We start from the raw sequence: 20173 nt of genomic DNA, 5'->3' as shown, positions 1-20173 counted from the left end.
ACCAAGATCGCCGTGACGAATATCCGAGGAACCCTGATGGCGGCCACGCGGATCGACTGCGATATCCATCCCGCCGTGGGCGGCACCCGCACCACGCTCTTGCCCTATCTCGACGATCACTGGAAAGAGCAGGTCGTCAGCCGTGCCATCGACGGCCTCGACCTCAATTCCTATCCGCCCAATATGCCGTTCTCCGGCCGCGCCGACTGGCGGCCGGCCAATGGCAAGCCGGGCAGCGATCTCAAGATGGTGCAGCGCGGCGCGTTCGATCAGCTCGGTTCGAGCCACGCGATCTGCAACGTGGTCTATGGCGCACAGGCGGTGTTCGATCCTTACATGGCGGCCGGCTTCTGCAAGGCGATCAATGACTGGATCGCGGCCGAATGGCTTTCGAAGGATTCGAGGCTGAGCGCCTCGATCGTGTTGCCCTTGCAGGCGCCGGATCTGGCGGTGGAAGAAATCCAGCGCCGCGCCGGCGACAATCGCTTCGTCTCCGTGCTGGTGCTGGCGCAGGGCGAAACGCTGCTCGGACGCCGACACTATTGGCCGGTCTGGCAGGCCGCCGCCAAACATAAACTTCCGGTCGCGATCCACGCCGGCAGCGCCTATCGCACCGCGCCGAGCTCGATCGGCTGGCCGTCCTATCGCTACGAATATTATCTGGCCGAAGCACAGGCATTCCAGGCCCAGGTGCTCAGCCTGATCTATGAAGGCGTTTTCGGAAAGTTCCCCGATCTCAAGGTGGTGCTGATGGAGTCGGGCGTGAGTTGGCTGCCGGCCTTCATGTGGCGCGCCAACAAAACCTGGCGCGGCGTGCGCGTCGAGGTGCCCTGGGTCGAGCGCGAGCCGGCCGCAATCATCCGCGACCATATCCGCGTCACCATGCAGCCGTTCGACGGTCCGCCGGACGCCGCTGGCGTTGCCGATGTCATCGAGCAGATCGGCTCCGACAAGATGTTCCTGTTCGCATCCGACTATCCGCACTGGCAGTTCGACGGCGACGATCCGATGCCGCCGCATCTGCCGGCCAGCATTGTCTCGCGCATGTGCGCGGACAATCCGCTGGAGACTTTTCCGCGGCTGAAGCTCGCTGCTTGAACTTGGATACGCAAGGAGGATCGCATGAGTGATGTCATCGACCGTCCCATCCTCGCCGAGCAAGTCGCCGCCCAAAGCCGGCTGCGCATCATCGATTGCGATGTGCATCCGAGTATTCATGCGCATTCCGATATCGAGCAGTTCATGCCGAAGCGCTGGCAGCAGCATTTGCGGACCTACGGCAGTCATCTGCGCACGCCGTACATCGGCACCACGCCGTATCCGCGCTCCTCGCCACTGATTGCGCGCCGCGACGCCTGGCCGCCGACCGGTGGGCCTCCGGGCTCCGATCTCGATTTCATGCGCAAACAGCACCTCGATCCACTCGATATCGAGTTCGGAATCCTGCAGGTGCTCGATCTCTTCATCTTCTCGCAGCAGAACCTGGAATTCGGCGCCGCGATCCAGCGCGCCATCAACGACTGGCAACTCGCGTTCTGGTCCGACCGCGATCCGCGGCTGAAGGCCTCGATCCTCGCCGGCCAGGACGACACGGAGTTCGCGATCGCCGAGATCGAGCGATGCGCGAAAATCGGCCGCTATGTGCAGATCAACGTTTGCCCGCGCGCCAACGAGCCGCTCGGGCGGCGTCGCTATTGGCCGATCTATGCGCGCGCGCAAGAACTCGGCTTGCCGCTCGGCATCCATGTTGGCGGCTATGGCGGGCACGCGCCGACCGGCGGCGGATGGCCGTCCTATTACGTGGAGGAGCATCAGTCGAACGCGCACACCATGGCGGCGCAGCTCACCAGCCTTGTGCTCGAAGGCGTGCTCGAACGTTTCCCGAACCTGAAGATCGTCTTCATCGAGGGTGGCTTCGGCTGGATTCCGTCTGCCACCTGGCGCATGGACCGGCATTTTGAGGCCTTCCGCAGCGAGGTGCCGCACCTCAAGCGCCGTCCGTCGGAGTATGTGAAGGAGCATTTCTGGTTCACGACGCAGCCGATCGACGAGCCGGACGAAGCGAAACATCTGCGGTCGCTGATCGAATGGGTCGGCGCCGATCGCCTGCTGTTCTCGTCGGATTACCCGCATTGGGATTTCGACGACCCGCGCTACGCGTTCAAGACGCCGCTGACGGAGACCGAACGCCGCAAAATCTTCAACAGCAACGCCCGTGCGCTCTACAAGCTCTGAGTAACGACAGGATCACATGGCGCGTCACATCGTAGCCCGCACCTCAGACATCCCGCCCGGCGGCAACAAGGTGTTCGGCGTCGAGGGGCGCGATATCGTCGTATTCCACGTCAATGGCGAGTTTTTCGCGCTGCTCAATCGCTGCCCGCATGAGGGCGCGCCGCTGGAGAAGGCCGCCTGCGTGGCGCGGCTGACCTCGCCGGAGCCCGGCGTCTACCAGCGCTCTCGCGTCGGCGAGCTCCTGCGCTGTCCGTGGCACGGCTGGGAATTCGACATGCGCAACGGCCAGTCCTGGTTCGATCCGAAACGGGTGAAGGTGCGCTCGTATCCGGTCGCGGTCGAGAGCGGCGAGGAATTGCAGAAGGGGCCATATGTGGCCGAGACGTTTCCGGTTCATGTCGAGGACAGCTACGTCATCATCGAGACGTAGGTTGCCTGCCACGTTTCGCCGGGCATAACTCCCACCACGTCGTCCCGGCCTTGAGCCGGACCCATAGCCACCGCTGCTGGCGATGGACAGAGCTGCGGCCCCGTCGCACCAGAGATCTGACATCGGCGGTTATGGGTCCCGGGTCGCGCTTCGCTTGCCCGGGACGACGGGAGGTGTCAGCCCATCGACCATCGCGCCGACGATGACCGCTATCTCCTTCCGCAACGCCTCGACCGGCACCGCGATCAGCTTCTGCTCGAGGCCGAGCAGCACCATGCCGTGCACGGCAGAGAAAAGACTGCGTGCTGTCACGCCCAATTCGCCCAGCGTTCGTTCTGGAAACAGCGTGGCAAGCGGCTGGTAGATGTGGCGGAACAGATTCATCTGCTCGCTGATGGCCCATTCCGGCACCGGCTTGCCCGGTGCCATGCGGTGCTCGAACAGCGCACGCCACAGTTCGAGATTTTCGGCGGCGAAATCGCAATAGGCGACTGCGATGCGGACCAGCGTCTCGCGAGGCGAGGCGGAGCCATCGGCTTCGGCGGCCGTGAGTGTGGCGTCCAACCGCCCCAGTGTCCGCGATCCGACCCGCAGGATCAATTCGTCCACGTCTTCGACGAGGTTATAGACCGCGCCGTTGGCGATGCTGATGTCCCGAGCCAGATCGCGCGTTTTTAGGCCCGCCAGACCGCCTGCGGCAATCCGTCGCTCCGCCGCTTCGATCAGAGATTCCCGAAGTTTGGCTCGTCTTTCCAGTGCCTTAGACATCTTTCACCAATCTTGAGCGCCGCTCAAAATAATTCTTGAGCAACGCTCACGACGCTGCTACAACCGCTTCATGAGCAATGCTCATAACACAGGGAGCCACCAATGTTCAAAACTGTTTTGACGCTTTTCCGGGGCAGCGTGGCTGTCGCGGGTGAAGAACTGGAAGACCGCGCGGCGCTGCTCATTCTCGATCAGCAGATGCGCGATGCGGCGGCCGCCGTCGAACGTTCCAAGCGCTCGCTGGCGCTGGCAATTGCGGGCGACCAGCAGGAGGGTCGCCGTCTCGACGCCACCAATGCCCGGATCGCCGATCTCGAAGTTCGCGCCACCGCTGCCCTCGATGGCGGCAGGGAGGATCTCGCCCGCGAAGCGGCGCAGGCGATCGCCAATCTCGAGGCCGACCGTGATGCCGCGATGACCGCGCGGACGCTGTTTGCCTCCGAGATCACCCGCATGAAGCGCCAGGTCGCCAGCGCTGAGGCGCGGATTACCGAGCTCGATCGTGGCCGTCGCATCGCCCGCGCGTCGGAGGCGGTTCGCGCGCTGCGCCGGGGCGGTATCGAAGCCGCGCGCCCTTACGAATCCACGCTGCCGGAAGCGGAGAACACGCTGAAGCGCTTGCGCGAACGGCAGATCGAGGCCCAGGCCGCGGCCGACGCCTTGATTGAACTCGATGCGGCCACCGGACCGCAGGCGACCGCCGAGAAGCTGGCTGAACAGGGCTTCGGCCCTCGGCTGAAATCAACCGCGGACGATGTGCTCGCGCGGCTGAACACCAAACGCACGCAAGCTGCCTGACACTGAACTTGATCGATTAAAACTCATATCAACAGGAGAATTATCATGAACCAGAACGTCCAACCCCACAGCGGTGCCTGGGTTACCTTCACCTACGTTTCGTTTGCCGCTTCGGCCTTCATGGTCGCCGTCGGCGTGTTCTTCCTGCCGCTCGATCTCTGGATCAAGGGCTATCTGGCGATGGGCATCGTGATGTTGGTGCAGTCCTGCGTCACCCTGACCAAGACCGTGCGCGACATGCACGAGAGCGGCAAGCTGGTGAACCGCATCGAAGACGCCAAGGCCGAACGGCTGCTGATGGAAGTTTCCAAAGCTGCTTGATTTGCAAGGCCGCGTAACCTGTGACGCGGTGCTGGCGAGGGCGGGCGGCGGGTGCTTCGGCATCCGCCGTTCGCTTTTCCGCTTTCGCCTTCACGCCACCACGCAAAGCAAAATTGAAAGACCCTCCAGAAAACGATGACGGAGGTGGGCGTCCAACTTCGCTGCGAAGAGCACTCGTGTTCGTATTGCTGCGGCCCGTCCTCGGAGTGCGCAATCGTCGGCGCACTTCTCCATGGAGGCGTGCTCATTGCTTTCGCCCAATTATCGCAATTAGAAATCCTCCCTCGGCGTCCATCGTTCGCTGTCATGAATCATTTGATGCCGCCGCTCAATGCACCGTTTACCCTTCCGCAACCTAAAGCTGCTCTGGTCACCGCTCATTAACTGGCGCGGGCGCAAAAACCCGGGACGGACGCGGTAGCGAAACAAGTAGCGAAACGCGCAACCCGCCCGAACGGTCTTCGATCGAAATCCCTCGTCAGCAGGATGGCGCCATGAACCAGAATATCCAGCATCACAGCAACGCCTGGGTTACCTTCACCTATGCCTCGTTCGGCGCGTCGGCCTTCCTGGTCGCTATCGGCGTCTACTTTCTGCCGGTTGATCTCTGGATCAAGGGCTATCTCGCGATGGGTATCGTGATGCTCATTCAGTCCTGCGTCACCCTGACCAAGACAGTGCGTGACGTGCATGAGAGCAGCCGGCTGGTGAATCGCATCGAGGACGCCAAGGCCGAGCGGCTGCTGATGGAAGTTACCAAAGCTGCCTAGTTTTCAGAGCAAGATTTCCAAGGCCGCGTAACCTGTGACGCGGCGCTGGCGAAGGCGGGCGGCGGGTGTTTCAGCATCCGCCGTTTGCCTCCTTCGGAATGTTTGACCGCACGAACACATCGTTTACCCTGCGGCAATCGCAACATGTCGCGCTCATGGCTCCTTAACGGGCCCGGCGCACAAATCCGCCTCCGAGCGGGAAAGCGGCATGGCGTCTGTCTGGAGCGACAATTCGGCAATTCGTCATGTGTTGGGGCAGGTTCGCTCCGCGGCCACCCGTCTGGGCGGCTATGGTCTCTTTTGGCTGAAGGCGCTGCGCCAGCCCACCATCGATCTCACCCTGCGCACCCATTCCGGGTTGATCACGCGGATCGTCGAAGCCCCGGGCCTGTCGCTTTCCGAAGCCGAACTCGACGATCTGGTCTCGCAACTGCGCCTCGTGGCCGCCAAGACCCTGCCGAAGGAGAGCCTCACCTACGGCATCTTCTCCGGTGAGCGCGAGCGGCTATCGCGCGCCATCGTCACGTTGATCTCAGAGGAAGCGACGGGGCGGCCGATTGCGTTCAACGCGCTCTCGGTCATGAAGGTCGAGCTCGACGGCGAGCCGGTGGAGGTCACGCATCTCGGCCTCGTCATGATCGATCCCGATGACCGGGGGCGTGGGCTTTCCTGGGTGCTGTATGGCCTGACGGCGCTCGTTCTGTTTGCCCGGGACGGCCTGCGTCCAAAATGGATCTCGAACGTTACCCAGGTGCCGTCGGTCGTCGGCATGGTCAGCCAGACCTTTTCGGACGTATTTCCGTCACCGAATCCAGATGCACGTCAGAGTTTCGCGCATCTGCAATTGGCGCGCGGCATCATGTCCCGTCACCGCGCCGTGTTCGGCGTGGGTGAGGAAGCCGGCTTCGACGAGGCGCGTTTTGTCATCACCAATGCCTATACCGGCGGATCGGACGCGCTGAAGAAAACGTTCGAAGCGGCTCCCAAACATCGCGACGAACAATATAACGCCTGGTGTGCGCGCGAGCTCGACTACGCCAGGGGCGACGATGTCCTGCAACTCGGCCGCATCGATCTCGCCGGCGCCCGCCGCTACATCCAGCGCGATGTGCCGGCCGGTTCGTTGCCGGCGCTGCTCGCGGCCTCTGCCGTGCTGGCGTTACAGCGGCTGATATTACCGGTGGTTTACTGGTTCGACGACACGCGTCCGTTCGGCAGCTTGCGGCCTTGGCGAGGGAACGGCCGATGACACTAAGTGAAATGACATCTGGCATGATCGCCGATTCCATCGTCAATTTCTGCGGCGCGATCGGGCTTGGCGTCGCCATGGTCACGCTGCACCGGCGCGATCCCAAGGGGCCGTTGACGCGGCGCCTTCTGGTCGCGCTTGGCATTATCGCGTCGTTGTTCCTGCTACGGGGTACGGCGTGGTGGAGCGGCAGCGTGGTACTGAATAACCTCTCGGCAATTCCGGCCGCAATGATCCCGCTCGGCGCATTGCTGGTCACCGAAGGTATCATGCGGCGTCATGCCCCGCGCCCGGCCAAGATCGCGCTTCTGAGCGGTGGCATTGCGCTCGGTCTCGTCGGCGCTGCCGGATTGGAGGCCTTCGCGACGCCTGCCGCCATCCTGCTCGTGCTGTTCCAGCTTGGTGGCTTTGCAATCTGCGCCTGGCTGCTGGCAACCCGCGACCGAGGGATGCTGATGGCGTCCGAGAATCGCATCGTCGGCCGTCTCGCCGTCGGCGCCATCTTGGTCATTCCCTTCATCGTAACCGATTTCAGGGTGCTGTTTCCGGATATTCCGGTCAGGCTCGGGGCATTGGGGGCGCTGCTCGTCGTTACCGCGATATTGATCGCGGAACACGGCGCAGAAACGCAGCGTCAGGCGCTGATGATGACGGCATTGCGGCTGTCGAGTTCGGCGCTGCTCGGTATTGCCGCCGCGTTCGTCGCGCCGGACGCCGATGCGGCGCAGGTCACGCGGTTTTGCGCCATTGCCATCGCGGGCGTTCTTACCATCGGGCTGATGGTGGATGCACTGCGCGCCCACTTCGAATCCCAGGTTCCCGGTGTTCTCAATTCCGTCGCGGCCTCGCCGGCCAGAACGCGCGACGCGCTGATTGCGGAACTCGCGCGTCATCCGATCTGCGAGAGTGCCCGGCGTTATCGGGAGAGCGAACTCTCGGCCTACGATCCGCACTTGCTGCGCGATTTTCTCTCGACCCGGCGGGTGCTGCGCCGGCCCGATGCGCCGTGGGGGCTGACATCATCCGATCCCGCCGTCGAGCGCGTGGTGTCACTGCTGGCGGCCAACAGCGCGACGCATCTCATCGTGCTGTCGCACGACCCGATCGACGTCATCGCGCTTGCGGTCCCCGTGATTTCAGCCGATCCGGCCACCGAAACGGCGCTGGCCCTGGTGCGGCGCCTGCTGGCGCTGACGCCGGAGACGACGTGACTTTCGGTCACGCGATTTTTTTTATGCCCGAGTTACGAAACGCGTTGTGGCTGTGATAAGACCGCCCCCGTAACGGTTCATCGCAGGCAGGCCGATGTCGAAGCAGTCGATGCGTGAGGAGGCCGAGCGCCTGATCCGCGAGACGATGGAAAAGAAGACCATCGTCGTGAAGCAAGGACAGACCAGGATCGAGGCGGTCTGCGGCAAATGCGGCGCGCCGAACCGCGTCCAGGCCGAGAAGGGCGCGACCCGCGTCAAATACGCCTGCAAGCAATGCGGCGACAAGCAGGTGACGCTGTAGGACTCTGCGGCTGCGGGACTTCTTATCCGCACTGTCGCCGCATAGACGGTGGGCTCCCTCCCCCTTGCGGGACAGGGCTGGGGAGAGGGTAAGCCGCGCACACCGCCGTTGCCGCCACCCGTCTCCCTAACCTCGAGAGCGAGCTTCGCTCGCCTCGGACCCCGCAAGGGGGAGGGAACGCACCTTTGTTGAGGCGGCAGCAGCGCGACGCTTAGTATCCGTTCACAAATCTCGCGAATGCCTCGGCATAATCCGGATGCCAGCGCGACAGGGCAGGGCGGTTCTCCACGATGTCGCCGATCGCCCACAGCATGCGCCGCTCGTCGAGCGGCCTGGGCACATCGTTATCCGGACAGAGGATGTAGAAGTCGCCGGCATCGATGCGTTCGATCATAAAGTCGACGGTCTGCTCCGGCGTCCAGGCACCGGGCGGCTTCTCGGTGCGGCCGCGCGCGGTCAGGGGGGTGAAGACGTGACCGGGGATCATCAGATGCGCGCTGATCCTGCATCCCGGCAGGTTCCGCAATTCATGCTGCAGCGCCTCTGTCTGCGCTTTCACGCCGGCCTTCGAGACGTTGTAGGCAGGATTGCCGGGCGGCGTTGTGATGCCTTGCTTGGAGCCGGTGTTGATCACGAGGCCGGGCCGCCCGCGTTCGACCATGTGAGGCACCAAAACTTGCGTGCCGTGAATGACGCCCCACAGGTTCACCGCAAGAATGCGCTGCCAGTTCTCCAGCGGACCGAAACTGTTGCTGTCGGGGCCAATGCCGGCATTGTTCATCAGGATGTCGGTACCGCCGAACCGCTTTTGCACCGCGGTTTCCAGGCCCGCGACCTCATCGAAACGGCTGACGTCGACCGATGCCGTCATGATGTCGGCCGCGCCGCCCGTGGCGACGGCTGCCAGTCTGGCCGCGGCCTCGGCGAGGCGCTCGGTGCCGATGTCGGCAATGCACACCTTCATGCCGAAGCCGGCGAAACGCATCGCGGCGGCGAGCCCGATGCCGGAGGCGCCCCCGGTGATCACGGCAACATGATTTGGCGACATCGCAGGATGGGGCATCGTCATTCTCCGGACAGATGAGGTAGGTATTCGCAGGCCGAAACCTTAGACTACCATGGACGAACGGGCATGGGAGGTCTTCACATCGGCTGCTTTCCGCAATCCTTCGGCCGCATTACGGTTCATGCCACCGTTATAGATGTGCAAACATAGCGGCGACCAACTTCAAGGGAGTTTAAACATGGCTGTCACGCAGGCAATTCCGATCACGCGCCATCCTTACGCGGATGGTTCCTACAAAAGGATGCTGATCGACGGCCAGTGGGTCGACGCCGCCTCCGGCAAGCAGTTCGAGACCCACAATCCGGCGACCGGCGAATTGCTCGCGACCGTCGCCGAAGGAGACGCGGAGGACATCAACCGCGCCGTCGCGGCGGCCCGCCGCGCCTTCGAGGGACCCTGGAGCAAGGTCAAGCCGTATGAGCGGCAAGGCCTGTTGCTGAAACTCGCCGATCTCGTCGAGAATAATTTCGAGGAGCTGTCGCAGCTCGATACGATGGACATGGGCGCGCCGATCAGCCGCACCCGCGGCAACAAGCTGCGCGTGCTCGGCATGATCCGCTATTACGCCGGGCAGGCGACGGCGCTGCACGGCGAGACTATCGAGAATTCGCTACCGGGCGAGATCTTCTCCTACACGCTCAAAGAACCCGTTGGCGTGGTAGGCGCGATCATCCCCTGGAACGGGCCGCTCGCCGCGACCGTCTGGAAGATCGGCCCCGCGATCGCAACCGGCTGCACCGTGGTGTTAAAGCCTGCCGAGGAAGCGCCGTTGACCTCGCTGCGGCTCGCCGAGCTCTGCATGGAAGCCGGCGTCCCGTCCGGCGTCGTCAACGTCGTGCCCGGCTATGGCGAGACCGCCGGCGCGGCGCTGGCGTCGCATCCCGATGTCGACAAGGTCGCCTTCACCGGCTCGCACGTCACGGGGCAATCGATCATCCGCGCCTCCGCCGGCAACCTCAAGCGCGTGTCACTCGAACTCGGTGGCAAGTCGCCCGATATCGTGTTCGCCGATGCCGACCTCGACGCGGCGGTGCCGGGCGCCGCAATGGCGGTGTTCGCCAATTCCGGGCAGATCTGCAGCGCGGGGACGCGGCTGTTCGTTGAAGAGAACGTCTATGACGAGTTCGTCGGCCGTGTCGCCGAGTTCGGCAAGAAGCTGCAGGTCGGCAACGGCCTCGATCCGGGCACCCAGATCGGGCCATTGGTCTCGCAGCAGCAGATGGACCGCGTCGCTGGTTACCTCGACATCGGTCAGAAGGAAGGTGCCAAAGCGGTGGCGGGCGGCGGCCGCCTGACCGAAGGCGCGCTCTCGAAGGGCTTCTTCGTGCAGCCGACGGTGTTCGCCAATGTGCAGGACAATATGCGGATCGCGCAGGAGGAAATCTTCGGCCCGGTGATCTCGGCGATTTCCTTCAAAGATACCGACGAACTGATCAAGCGCGCCAATGCCACCACGTTCGGATTGGGCAGCGGCGTCTGGACCACCAATGTCAGCAAGGCGCATCAGGTCGCGAAGGCGCTGCGCGCCGGCTCGGTCTGGGTGAACTGCTATCAAGCGATGGATCCGGCCGTTCCGTTCGGCGGCTACAAGATGAGCGGCTACGGCCGCGAGTCCGGCAAGCAGCACGTCGAGGAATATCTCAACGTCAAGGCGGTCTGGATCAAGACGGCCTGAGACGCTTCAGATCGGTGGCTGCGATGGCGGCGGCTTCGGCCGCCGTTATCATATTATCGCGCGTTATCGGCTGGCGGTTTTCCGTGGCCGGCCGATATCCTTGCGCAAGGCCTGCAATTCCTTGCGCGCCGCGCTTGCGGCGGTACGTTCGATCTTGCGATAGCGCGCGACCAGCGAGAGGCCGAACGGCGTCAGCACTGCGCCGCCGCCATTCTTGCCGCCGGTCTGCCGCTCCACGGCGGCCTGACGGCAGATGCGATTGATCTCGTCGACCAGATCCCACGCCCGCTTGTAGGACATGTCCATGGCGCGTCCGGCGGCGGAAATCGAACCGCTTCGATGGATCGTTTCGAGCAACTGGATCTTGCCGGGCCCGATACGCCCCTCTGCGTCGATATCGATGCGGACACTGAGCGAAGGAAGCTGCTTGCCGTTCGGTTTTTGCATGGAAGATGTGCTCGCTCGCGTCGAGGCTACACGTTGCGTCCGAAACCTTTTACGAACAAGCTGAAGCGGTTACATATCCGTATCAACACGGGGTTCTGGAAGAGACATGAATTATCCATCGTTGTTTTCGCCGCTCAAGCTCGGCCCCTATCAGCTCAATCATCGTCTCGCGTTGGCGCCGCTGACGCGGATGCGAGCCGCGAAGCCGAGCCTCGCGCCGCGGCCGCTGAATGCGGAATATTATGCGCAGCGCGCGACGCAGGGCGGATTGCTCATCGCCGAAGCCTCGCCCGTGATGGCGACGGGCTTCGGCAGCCCCGGCGTTCCCGGCATTTATACGGAAGCGCAGATCGCGGGCTGGCGCGAGGTGGTCGATGCGGTTCATGCCAAGGGCGGAATCATCTTCCTGCAGCTCTGGCATGTCGGGCGCGTCTCGCATTCCTCGTTCCAGCCGGGCGGCGTGTTGCCGGTCGCGCCATCGGCGGTGCCAATCGCCGATCTGAAGACCGGCACGGCCGACGGCAAGGCGGTGCCCTACGAGACGCCGCGCGCGCTCGAAACGTCGGAAATTCCCGGCGTGGTCGACGCCTATCGCCAGGCCGCGAAGAACGCGCTTGCCGCCGGCTTCGATGGCGTCGAGGTGCACGGCGCCAACGGCTATCTGATCGAGCAGTTCCTGCAGTCGCACACCAACCTGCGCACCGACCAATATGGCGGCTCGATTCCAAACCGTGTGCGCTTCCTGATGGAAGTGACGCAGGCCGTGGTCGATGTCTGGGGAGCCGACCGCGTCGGCGTGCGGCTGTCGCCCTATGGTGTCGCCAACGGCAGCGGCGAGCCGGATCCGATGCCGCTCTATACGTACGCCGTCGAACAGCTCAATCCGCTTGGCCTCGCCTATCTGCATTTCATCGAGCCGCGCTCCTCCGGCGCCGGCCGCGCCGAGGTCAACCACCAGAATGTGCCGTCGGCAATGGTGCTGTTCCGCCCGATCTGGAAGGGCGTGCTGATCGCCGCCGGCGGCTTCACCGGCGAGACCGCCGATGCGGCGATCCGCGATGGCCATGCCGACGCGGTCGCTTTCGGCCGCATCTTCATTTCGAATCCGGACCTGCCGCGCCGGCTGCAGCGCGGCTTCCCGCTGACGCCTTATAACCGCGCGACATTCTACGGCGGCGATGTGACAGGCTATACGGATTATCCGGAGCACAACGAGCTGGAGCAGGCGTGAGGAGATCGTAGCCCGGATGGAGCGAAGCGAAATCCGGGAGCGCCCGTGATGCCTGGTGAGTCCAGCCCCGGATTTCGCTTCGCTCCATCCGGGCTACAAGGCTACCGTCATTGCGAGCGAAGCGAAGCAATCCATCGTGCCGCAAAGAAAGTCTGGATTGCTTCGTCGCTTCGCTCCTCGCAATGACGGAGTGTGAGGACGGAGCCCAAATGTTTCCAGAACTGGAACCAGAGAAAAAGAAATCCAAGGCCGTATCGCTCGGCAAGCCCGCAGCGGGCCAATGCCTGTGCGGCAAGGTCGCCTTCGAGATCGACGTGCCCGCGCGCTGGGCCTGGCACGATCATTCGCCGTCGAGCCGCCGCGCGCATGGCGCGGCCTACGCGACCTACGTCGGAAGCTGGCGCAAGCGCTTTCGTATTACCAAGGGCGAGGCCAGTCTCACACGGTACGAAGACGAGGCCACCAAGACCGTGCGCAGCTTTTGCTCACACTGCGGCACGCCTGTCGTCTATGAGCGCCCGCGCTCGCCGCACATGGTCAACATCCCCCGCGCGCTGTTTTCGGGCCGCACCGGGCGGCAGCCGCTCTATCACATCGCGATCGAGGAATTGCAGGAATGGGCCTATACCGGCGAGCCGCTGGTGCCGTTGAAGGGGTATCCCGGCGTGGTCTGGCAGCGCTCGAAAAAGAAGAAGCGCGCGGACCGTGAAGGGATGGTCTAGAGCGTGGACCCACTACGCGCAGCCAGCCATAGCGGATGGATGCGAGCTGGACCAAGGCGATAAGGGCTTGAATTCACGGCAAGACAGTCCGGCTCAATGTGGCCCGCCAAGGAGCGGGTCGGACGCTATGCACCCGAAAGCGGAGTTATTATGCTCACCCTGAGCTTTGTCGTTCTTGACCCATTGCGGACCAGGGTGATGCCGGATCGAAATGGTGGAGCGACGGCCGGTTTTGCTTCACAAGCGGCACAGTGCAGCCGATCATCTGCCCGCTATGGCTTACTGACTCCGAGAGGCTGCATGGGTCAGTGAAACTTCTCGCCACGATCCAGTTTCGCAACAATTTGCTCGATCCGTCTAGCGCGCGTCTCGGGCTTCTTCGCTGTATGAAGGCGATAGTAGATTGAATAGAGATTTCTGCGATCGAGCGTCGCGAAGAACGCTTTCGCCGCGCGCATGTCCTCCAAGGCGTCGAGAAAGTCTTGCGGGATAGTCATGTCCGCTGAGCCCGCGTATGCGGTGTCCCATCGTCCATCCGACTTGGCCGCTTCGACCTGAGCCAATCCAGCAGGAAGCATCCGCCCTTCAGCGATCAGGGTTGTTGCATGACGGCAGTTCTTGGCCGACCAATTGGAATTCACCTTCCGCGGGGTAAGTCGTTGCAAGTGCGACATGTCGTCGAAAGGTTTCATCTGGCCGTCGATCCAACCGACGCGGATGGACTCAATAACGCAATCATTCCACGTCACCGACGGCACGCCCGTGTCTGATTTGAAGATCCGCACCCAGAGTTCGGTCGCAGTGCCATGGTGCTTCTCAAGCCAGTCACCAAGCTTGGATGCGTTCTTAAATGCCAACGGGGCTTGCTGCTTTTTGCGAACCATAGACAACTCTACCACGTTGGCAGCAAAGCCTCCATCTGCGGACAACAAGCCCAGTGGCAAGCACTCTTGGCTGAGGTCTGTTGTTGGCCCTTTTGAGACATGCCAACCGGCCTGGCGATGTCCGCTCACCGGGGTATACCGGAAGTCTTCGTCGGACGGTGAAAACGACGCTTTCGACCCATCTCCGACATCACCTTCCGGCCTCTAGCCACGCGCATGCCCTGAGTTCGCCCTAGGCGATTCGATCGTCACAGCCGTCCAACAAAGTGCTAGGCTGCTTAGGCGTATTTCCAACTATCTTGAGGCTGGACGAGTCACCTGCGGAATAGTCCGCCCACCACACCCCCCACAACGCCGTGCACCGCGCCGCCGATCGCGCCGATTGGACCGCCGACACCACGCGAATGGCGAGTACGGCTCCCAGCGCGACGACGGTCTTGATGGCCAGATTTGCTAGCCTCTGCCGCGGCGTCCGTTAGTACCCTGTGCTGGGCGGCGTTGAGAAAGCCAGTCGTAGGGTAGCCGTGCTCCTCCTGCCAGCGCGCGATGACGGCGCGAGTCGATTCGTCGAACTTCCCATTGACCTTGGTCTTGAACCCGAGCTTGGTTAGCCCACGTTGCACTCCACGACGCTTTGCCTTGGTGAGGCCGATCTGTTCCTCGGTCTCCTGAGTCGCTTCGTCGGTAGCTATTGTCGTTTCGGCGGGTGCCAGCGTTTCGCGAGGCGTGCTGCTCAGACCAGCCTTAGCAAAGTGCGCGCTGTCGACGATCGCTAGGATACACAATGCTAGGATCAAGGCGCGCATGACCTTTCCTTCGCCCTCAAGTCTGCCGATCGTTCGGTCTAGAAAGTAAAGATACACCGCGCCGTCCTGAACTATCAACGTCCGACGGCGCCACTCCGCTTCGTCGCGGGGGTAACTGTTGCCCGCGGCACACGGTTCCCTAGCCTCGCGCCGATTGTTACGCCGCATTGCACGCGGGGGCATGGGATCGGCGCATCGCCCTTGGAGCTTAGAGACGTCTAGAGCCAGCGCCGCCGAGGTCAGCTTCTGGCCCGAAGCCGCCGAAAAGGGACGGGCCGAGCATGTCCGCTCCGCCCCGATAGTTCAGATGTCAACTTGTTCTGCTGTTGCGAGCGCGTCGTCGACGTCGATTCCCAGATAACGAACGGTGCTCTCAATTTTCGTGTGCCCCAGAAGCAGCTGCACGGCTCGTAAGTTGCCCGTACGTCGGTAGATGAGGGTCGCCTTGGTTCGACGCAGTGAATGCGTCCCGAACAGATGCGGGTCCAGCCCTATACCGGCAAGCCAATCGGACAACAGGCGCGCCTACTGCCGAGTGGTTAGGCTGCAATTTGGTCCTCGCCGGCGGTGAACAGATATTCGCCCGGCTTCTTGCCGGTCGCCCTCAGATGATCATCGATAGTTGGCGCGTCATCTCAGTCAGTTCGAATTTGACCGGCCGTCTCGTCTTCTTCTGCCGGACGCTTGCACGGTCGGCTGCATAGCCGCTCGGCGCGAGGTCGTCGACCTTGAGCGCCACGACGTCGCAACCCCCAAGTTTACTGTCGATGGCTACGTTGAACAGAGCCAGATCACGGATCCGGCGCTCGACCTGGAGCTTCGTCCGGATGGACCACACGTGCTTCGGGCGGAGCGGCGGCTTTGCGCCGACGATCTTTCCCTTATTCCAAGGGACGTGCCTTGAGACGCTCTCGATTGTGTTTAAGACGTCAGTCATGGTGACCTCCTCGGTTAACGAGGGGGCCATTCTCAATCTGGTAATCTTTTGAAAGAACGTCGGCTTTCAGACGATTGAGGACGTACTCGGGTCCAATTCGACAGATCAGAAGGCGCATTTTGACCCAAGGCGGACATCATTTAAAGGGGCCAGCTTATCATTGCGGAATATGCTAACGTAGTCAGAAGCGACGGCGGCCCATGTCCCGCGACCTTCCAATCTCAAGACCGTCTCTGGCTGACAAATTTGCGCTGTGGCTTTCGACAAGCCGCATGACCGATGGCCTTTGGATCGGAAGCTCGCACGGTGACCCTGGGCCTGCGCTACAACGCGTTGAAGCCGCGCTTAAGCTAATGGAGCATTTTGCTCCACTTCATTACCGGCGTGTCAAGAGTAGCTTATCTCGAATTTGGGTGAAGCTGGTTCCGCATGGAGCCGGCTGCTATCTGCATTCCTTGAACGCCTGCTTGCTCGACGAACGTGTCGTCGCTTCTGAAACCACAACTCTCGAGTGGATCGCGTCCGCTATCATACATGAAGCGACGCATGCGAGGCTGGAGAAGCGGGGTATCCGCTACGACGAACCGGTCCGCTATCGGATCGAACGGATTTGTGCTCGAAGAGAACTGGATTTTGCTCTGCGTGTGCCGGGCGCCGACGCCTTGTTAGAAGAGATCAATTGGAGGCTCGAACGGTGCAATGAGGAGAATGTATCCTTTACCGATCAAAAAATGTGGGAAGGAATAGATCAGGGCAACGAAGACATGCTCCGTCATCTCGGAACGCCAGAATGGGTCATATCTCTAGTGTTCAAGGCGAGAGATCTAGTCATGTGGCTTCGCCGCTTCACACGACGTATAGCCGGCGCTTCTGTGGAATGATCGCATAGCCTTTGGATGACCGCTTCTGGCCCCTTTGAAACCTGCCGACCGGCTCTGAAGCTGTCCGTTCACCGGGTTAGACCTGAAGTCACCGTAGGCGAGTTAAATCGGCGCAAATGACCCAAGGCGGACATCAGTGCCGTACAGCCTCACGGCGCTCACGAGCTTTCTCAGAACTTGCCGATCTGGCGCTCGGTCCAACTGCCGATAAAGAAGGTCTCATCTGCGATCAGGTGGAAGCGCCCGGCGATGAACCCCTTGCGTCCAACCGCGCTCTGATCGAGTCCACCGCCGCATGAGGTTGGCTCGGCATGGATTTGGACGATCTGTCCGTCCGCAGTGCCTCGGACTGATTGCAGGACGTGTGCACGAGCCACATGAAAGGGTCGCAGTCCCGGTAATTCGCGGATGTGCACCCCGATGATTTCGACCCTGGCGATGACTTCGCTCCCTTCCGCTGCCGGTGGAATCGCATCGAGTAGGATCGTCCGATGGTTTTGGGGGCCGCGGCAAGCCAGCACCGGCGCAGTGAGAACTAGCAGCCCTAGACCGGCGCCCGCGGCTGCACAGACGTTGGTGGCGATCCAGCAACGGAGATCAAATCGATTTGGTTGGGCGCGGGTCATCATATAGAAATAGAAGCCTCTCGCTTTGTGGTCGAAGTGTCGCCGATTTCGAGTGTTGACCCAAAACAGACCTTGGGCTTTTTCGGCTCTAGCCGAACCAGACCCCACATGGGTCTCCTCAGTCTCATTAATATGGGAAGATGAGATCTTAATATGGGAAGATGAGATCCCATTCTGAAAGAATTGGCCGCAGACCCACTTGACTGCACTTATCTGTTGTTCCTTGGCGCGTATTGTCGCCCGGGATCGCAACCCACGTGATGCGATCCCGGCTCGCGGCCAAAACGACTTCGAAGTCCTTGGTGCCGGATTTGAGCAATCGAAATACGGTATCCCCTGCAGCGGCTGTCTCAATACGGCCCTTCAATGCCAACCCGGCTACACTCTGGAATACGACCCTTCCTGAATCGGTATCAAACGTCACGTGATAGTACCCTTGATTCGCACACCTCACAGTGAACTGCTCTGCGTTCGCTGGTGTCGCCTCAAGCAACAACATCAAAAGTGAAATTGCTATCGCCCTTTCAATAATGCGCAGCCAACCAAAGCACGAATGTCGGTGTTGCGACGACGCAGAACCCTGCTGAGGTTGTTGTATGCTGAGGGCATGCTGGCCGAGTTTCAATGTACGCTGCCTTTGGCTTGTCTTCGCTCTACGGTAGTAATCCAGTACTAAGAGATTGTTTAGAGTGATGCCAAAATTGAAGCCGATCTTAATCAAGCAAGTCGCCTGTTGGCACTTCTGCGACATCGGGGCTGTATCCGCTATTCCGCCGCTGTTGAGGGTTGAGCGGACATCAGTCAGTCGCTTAATGAGTACACGGCCTAGAGCGGGATGAGGCCGTGACGACGGACCATGTCGTGCCTCGGACGCAAGCGGTCTGAGTGCTGCGAGCCGGGTCCCATTCTACTTTGCATGGGGTTGTTTTCGCGTTTTTTGTCCGGGTCCCGCGGTGTACCGCTGCTGCGGTGCACGGCGTCGGGGACACGGAAATGGCTGTGCAGAGCAGCCATGACCGCGATCCATTGCTTACGCGCGCCAAGTTTGGTCATCTGCCTCACCCCGCACGTCAACGAAGCGGCGGGCGGGAGGGAAAATGAAGAACAAGATCACCGGCCGTTCGGCATTCCTGGCACTGCTGAAGGACGAGGGCGTTACGCATCTGTTCGGCAATCCCGGCACCACCGAACTGCCGATCATGCATGCGCTGAAGGACCATCCCGACCTCACCTATGTGATGGCGATGCAGGAAAGCCTGGTCGTCGCGATGGCCGACGGGTTCAGCCGCGCCTCCGGCAAGCTCGTCGCCTGCAACGTTCATGTTGCGCCCGGCCTCGGCAACGCGATGGGCTCGCTCTACAACGCCAGCTTCACCGGCACGCCGTTGATCCTGACGGCCGGCCAGCAGGAGCAGGGCCACGGCCTGACGGAGCCGGTGCTCTACGGTCCGCTGGTGCAGATGGCCGCGCCGCTGGTCAAATGGGCGGTGGAGGTGACGCGGCTGGAGGATCTGCCGCGGATCGTGCGCCGCGCCGCCAAGATCGCGACCACGCCACCGACGGGGCCGGTGTTCATCTCGCTGCCGGGCGACATCCTCAATTCCGAGGCCGGCATCGAGCTCGGCCGCTCGACGCGCGTCGATACGCGCGTCAAGCCGTCAGAGGAGTCGCTGCAGGCGCTGACCGCGCGGATTCTGAAGGCAGAGCGGCCCGTGATCATCGTCGGTGACGAAATCGTCAAGAGCGATGCGTTGCAGGAGGCGGCGCAATTGGCGGAAACGCTGGGCTGTCCGGCGCACCAGTCGTCGACGCCGTATGGCGCGCATTTCCTGTCGGAAAGCCCATGCTTCATGGGCGCGTTGGCACGCATCCAGAAGATCGCCCGCGACACGCTGTCGCCGTACGATCTCATCATCGCGCTCGGCGGCGATCCCTTGCGGATGTCGGTCTACAGTGAAGTCGATCCGTTGCCGGATGGGCTGTCGATCGTGCAGATCGGCCTGGTCGACCACGACCTCGCCAGGAATTACGGTGCAGACATCGCGCTCAAGGCTGACGTGCGGGAAACCTTGCGCGCCCTGGTGCCGGCACTAAAGGCCGCCGGCGGCAGCGCGCTTGAGGCGCGCGCAAGAGAGGGATTGGACGCGCTCGCTTCGAAGAACTGGACGGCCAGACGGAAGCCTCTGGTCGAGCAGATATCGAAACATGCCAACACCTCGCCAATCGATCCGGACTGGTTGGCGCTGCAAGTGGTCGAGGCAATGCCCGACAACGCCATCCTGGTTGACGAAGGACTAACGTCGTCGCGGCAGATAATCGCGCTGCGCCCGCATCGCGACCGCTACGGCTATCATGCGCTCGCATCAGGCGGCATCGGCTGGGGATTGCCGGCCTCCGTCGGCGTCAGCCTAGCCAATCCGCAACGGCCGGTCGTATGTTACTCCGGCGACGGCAGCTCGATGTACTCGATCCAGTCGCTATGGACGGCCGCAAACCACAAGCTGCCGTTGACGTTCGTCATCGTCAACAATGGCGGCTACCGCATCATCAAGCAGCGGCTGCTCGCCTTCCACGGCGACGATCATTACGTCGGCATGGATTTTGTGGATCCGCCGGTCGATTTTACCGGCATGGCGAAATCGCTGGGGTTGGAGGCGACGAAGGTGACCGACCCCTCGCAATTGAAGTCCGTATTGTCGTCGGCCTTCAGCCGCCCCGGCGCGAAGTTGATCGAGGTCGTGGTGAGTAATGCGGTGAATTGATCACCCCGTCATTGCGAGGAGCAACGCCACGAAGCAATCCATTCCTCCGCTTG

At 62.0% G+C, this 20173-nt stretch carries 21 protein-coding genes and 1 pseudogene; 14 read left to right on the top strand and 8 right to left on the bottom strand.

Translation table 11 applies throughout. From position 1 onward, the window contains the following. Nucleotides 1-36: 36 nt before the first annotated feature. The 3 genes from RX328_RS38595 to RX328_RS38585 are packed head-to-tail and all read left to right on the top strand — an operon-like array spanning nt 37 to nt 2665. Entirely contained in the window at nt 37-1098 is a 1062-nt protein-coding gene (locus RX328_RS38595; protein ID WP_213247869.1) for an amidohydrolase family protein, read from the top strand. Between the two features lie 24 nt (nt 1099-1122). Further along, nucleotides 1123-2235, top strand: coding sequence for an amidohydrolase family protein (locus RX328_RS38590; protein WP_213247871.1), 1113 nt, complete (start codon nt 1123-1125; stop codon nt 2233-2235). Between the two features lie 16 nt (nt 2236-2251). Next, nucleotides 2252-2665, top strand: a complete 414-nt coding sequence (locus RX328_RS38585; protein ID WP_213247873.1) for a Rieske (2Fe-2S) protein — start codon at nt 2252-2254, stop codon at nt 2663-2665. 129 nt (nt 2666-2794) lie between these two features. Here RX328_RS38585 and RX328_RS38580 read toward each other — a convergent pair whose 3' ends face one another. After that, nucleotides 2795-3433, bottom strand: a complete 639-nt coding sequence (locus RX328_RS38580; protein ID WP_213247875.1) for a TetR/AcrR family transcriptional regulator — start codon at nt 3431-3433, stop codon at nt 2795-2797. Between the two features lie 102 nt (nt 3434-3535). On the opposite strand from RX328_RS38580, the gene RX328_RS38575 reads away from it, so the two are divergent. From RX328_RS38575 to RX328_RS38550, 6 genes are all read left to right on the top strand, one after another. After that, nucleotides 3536-4231: a PspA/IM30 family protein gene (locus tag RX328_RS38575; RefSeq protein ID WP_213247877.1), complete on the top strand. Its 696-nt coding sequence runs from the start codon at nt 3536-3538 to the stop codon at nt 4229-4231. A 45-nt stretch (nt 4232-4276) separates the two neighbouring features. Further along, nucleotides 4277-4552, top strand: a complete 276-nt coding sequence (locus RX328_RS38570; protein WP_057841492.1) for a YiaA/YiaB family inner membrane protein — start codon at nt 4277-4279, stop codon at nt 4550-4552. Between the two features lie 494 nt (nt 4553-5046). Next, on the top strand, nt 5047-5322 hold the full coding sequence (locus RX328_RS38565) for a YiaA/YiaB family inner membrane protein (RefSeq protein WP_213247879.1): 276 nt from the start codon (nt 5047-5049) through the stop codon (nt 5320-5322). A gap of 208 nt (nt 5323-5530) precedes the next feature. After that, nucleotides 5531-6571, top strand: coding sequence for a hypothetical protein (locus tag RX328_RS38560; protein ID WP_213247881.1), 1041 nt, complete (start codon nt 5531-5533; stop codon nt 6569-6571). Nucleotides 6572-6582: 11 nt separating this feature from the next. Beyond that, nucleotides 6583-7782 (top strand): hypothetical protein, encoded by a 1200-nt coding sequence (locus tag RX328_RS38555; protein ID WP_213248331.1) that lies wholly within the window; start codon nt 6583-6585, stop codon nt 7780-7782. A 94-nt stretch (nt 7783-7876) separates the two neighbouring features. Continuing rightward, on the top strand, nt 7877-8083 hold the full coding sequence (locus RX328_RS38550; protein WP_213247883.1) for a hypothetical protein: 207 nt from the start codon (nt 7877-7879) through the stop codon (nt 8081-8083). A gap of 211 nt (nt 8084-8294) precedes the next feature. On the opposite strand, the gene RX328_RS38545 is transcribed toward RX328_RS38550, so the two are convergent. After that, entirely contained in the window at nt 8295-9146 is an 852-nt protein-coding gene (locus RX328_RS38545) for an SDR family NAD(P)-dependent oxidoreductase (protein WP_213247885.1), read from the bottom strand. A gap of 181 nt (nt 9147-9327) precedes the next feature. On the opposite strand from RX328_RS38545, the gene RX328_RS38540 reads away from it, so the two are divergent. After that, nucleotides 9328-10824 (top strand): aldehyde dehydrogenase family protein, encoded by a 1497-nt coding sequence (locus tag RX328_RS38540; protein WP_213247887.1) that lies wholly within the window; start codon nt 9328-9330, stop codon nt 10822-10824. A gap of 63 nt (nt 10825-10887) precedes the next feature. On the opposite strand, the gene RX328_RS38535 is transcribed toward RX328_RS38540, so the two are convergent. Further along, nucleotides 10888-11271 carry a winged helix-turn-helix domain-containing protein gene (locus RX328_RS38535; RefSeq protein WP_213247889.1) on the bottom strand — a complete coding sequence of 128 codons (384 nt, stop codon included), beginning with the start codon at nt 11269-11271 and terminating at the stop codon, nt 10888-10890. 106 nt (nt 11272-11377) lie between these two features. On the opposite strand from RX328_RS38535, the gene RX328_RS38530 reads away from it, so the two are divergent. Together RX328_RS38530 and RX328_RS38525 are read left to right on the top strand one after the other, a co-directional pair. Further along, entirely contained in the window at nt 11378-12502 is a 1125-nt protein-coding gene (locus RX328_RS38530) for an alkene reductase (protein ID WP_213247891.1), read from the top strand. A gap of 209 nt (nt 12503-12711) precedes the next feature. Beyond that, nucleotides 12712-13224: a GFA family protein gene (locus tag RX328_RS38525; protein ID WP_213247893.1), complete on the top strand. Its 513-nt coding sequence runs from the start codon at nt 12712-12714 to the stop codon at nt 13222-13224. Nucleotides 13225-13529: 305 nt separating this feature from the next. Here RX328_RS38525 and RX328_RS38520 read toward each other — a convergent pair whose 3' ends face one another. The 3 genes and pseudogenes from RX328_RS38520 to RX328_RS43995 all read right to left on the bottom strand — a co-directional run bounded on the left by RX328_RS38520 (nt 13530) and on the right by RX328_RS43995 (nt 15851). Continuing rightward, nucleotides 13530-14237, bottom strand: coding sequence for a YdeI/OmpD-associated family protein (locus tag RX328_RS38520; RefSeq protein ID WP_312017953.1), 708 nt, complete (start codon nt 14235-14237; stop codon nt 13530-13532). A gap of 185 nt (nt 14238-14422) precedes the next feature. Further along, nucleotides 14423-14914 carry a peptidoglycan-binding domain-containing protein gene (locus RX328_RS38515; RefSeq protein ID WP_057852028.1) on the bottom strand — a complete coding sequence of 164 codons (492 nt, stop codon included), beginning with the start codon at nt 14912-14914 and terminating at the stop codon, nt 14423-14425. Between the two features lie 303 nt (nt 14915-15217). Further along, nucleotides 15218-15851: pseudogene (locus tag RX328_RS43995) on the bottom strand (tyrosine-type recombinase/integrase). 272 nt (nt 15852-16123) lie between these two features. Between RX328_RS43995 and RX328_RS38500 the strand changes: the two are divergent. After that, on the top strand, nt 16124-16732 hold the full coding sequence (locus tag RX328_RS38500) for a hypothetical protein (protein WP_213247895.1): 609 nt from the start codon (nt 16124-16126) through the stop codon (nt 16730-16732). Nucleotides 16733-16902: 170 nt separating this feature from the next. On the opposite strand, the gene RX328_RS38495 is transcribed toward RX328_RS38500, so the two are convergent. Both RX328_RS38495 and RX328_RS38490 read right to left on the bottom strand, forming a co-directional pair. Further along, nucleotides 16903-17466 carry a hypothetical protein gene (locus RX328_RS38495; protein ID WP_213247897.1) on the bottom strand — a complete coding sequence of 188 codons (564 nt, stop codon included), beginning with the start codon at nt 17464-17466 and terminating at the stop codon, nt 16903-16905. 40 nt (nt 17467-17506) lie between these two features. Beyond that, on the bottom strand, nt 17507-18079 hold the full coding sequence (locus tag RX328_RS38490) for a hypothetical protein (protein ID WP_213247899.1): 573 nt from the start codon (nt 18077-18079) through the stop codon (nt 17507-17509). Nucleotides 18080-18455: 376 nt separating this feature from the next. On the opposite strand from RX328_RS38490, the gene RX328_RS38485 reads away from it, so the two are divergent. Then, complete coding sequence (locus RX328_RS38485; protein ID WP_213247900.1) at nt 18456-20120, top strand: thiamine pyrophosphate-binding protein; 1665 nt, start codon at nt 18456-18458, stop codon at nt 20118-20120. Nucleotides 20121-20173 lie beyond the last annotated feature (53 nt).

It is taken from the genome of Bradyrhizobium sp. sBnM-33 (genome assembly GCF_032917945.1).
In the GTDB taxonomy this organism is placed as follows: domain Bacteria; phylum Pseudomonadota; class Alphaproteobacteria; order Rhizobiales; family Xanthobacteraceae; genus Bradyrhizobium.
This window is presented reverse-complemented; position numbering and strand designations above follow the sequence as displayed.

Coding starts and splice junctions, on each gene's coding strand:
- RX328_RS38560 (WP_213247881.1), top strand. CDS start 5,531: ATGGCGTCTGTCTGGAGCGACAATTCGGCAATTCGTCATGTGTTGGGG.
- RX328_RS38530 (WP_213247891.1), top strand. CDS start 11,378: ATGAATTATCCATCGTTGTTTTCGCCGCTCAAGCTCGGCCCCTATCAG.
- RX328_RS38500 (WP_213247895.1), top strand. CDS start 16,124: ATGACCGATGGCCTTTGGATCGGAAGCTCGCACGGTGACCCTGGGCCT.
- RX328_RS38535 (WP_213247889.1), bottom strand. CDS start 11,271: ATGCAAAAACCGAACGGCAAGCAGCTTCCTTCGCTCAGTGTCCGCATC.
- RX328_RS38515 (WP_057852028.1), bottom strand. CDS start 14,914: ATGCGCGCCTTGATCCTAGCATTGTGTATCCTAGCGATCGTCGACAGC.
- RX328_RS38565 (WP_213247879.1), top strand. CDS start 5,047: ATGAACCAGAATATCCAGCATCACAGCAACGCCTGGGTTACCTTCACC.
- RX328_RS38585 (WP_213247873.1), top strand. CDS start 2,252: ATGGCGCGTCACATCGTAGCCCGCACCTCAGACATCCCGCCCGGCGGC.
- RX328_RS38595 (WP_213247869.1), top strand. CDS start 37: ATGGCGGCCACGCGGATCGACTGCGATATCCATCCCGCCGTGGGCGGC.
- RX328_RS38540 (WP_213247887.1), top strand. CDS start 9,328: ATGGCTGTCACGCAGGCAATTCCGATCACGCGCCATCCTTACGCGGAT.
- RX328_RS38590 (WP_213247871.1), top strand. CDS start 1,123: ATGAGTGATGTCATCGACCGTCCCATCCTCGCCGAGCAAGTCGCCGCC.
- RX328_RS38485 (WP_213247900.1), top strand. CDS start 18,456: ATGAAGAACAAGATCACCGGCCGTTCGGCATTCCTGGCACTGCTGAAG.
- RX328_RS38545 (WP_213247885.1), bottom strand. CDS start 9,146: ATGCCCCATCCTGCGATGTCGCCAAATCATGTTGCCGTGATCACCGGG.
- RX328_RS38550 (WP_213247883.1), top strand. CDS start 7,877: ATGTCGAAGCAGTCGATGCGTGAGGAGGCCGAGCGCCTGATCCGCGAG.
- RX328_RS38575 (WP_213247877.1), top strand. CDS start 3,536: ATGTTCAAAACTGTTTTGACGCTTTTCCGGGGCAGCGTGGCTGTCGCG.
- RX328_RS38570 (WP_057841492.1), top strand. CDS start 4,277: ATGAACCAGAACGTCCAACCCCACAGCGGTGCCTGGGTTACCTTCACC.
- RX328_RS38580 (WP_213247875.1), bottom strand. CDS start 3,433: ATGTCTAAGGCACTGGAAAGACGAGCCAAACTTCGGGAATCTCTGATC.
- RX328_RS38555 (WP_213248331.1), top strand. CDS start 6,583: ATGACATCTGGCATGATCGCCGATTCCATCGTCAATTTCTGCGGCGCG.
- RX328_RS38525 (WP_213247893.1), top strand. CDS start 12,712: ATGTTTCCAGAACTGGAACCAGAGAAAAAGAAATCCAAGGCCGTATCG.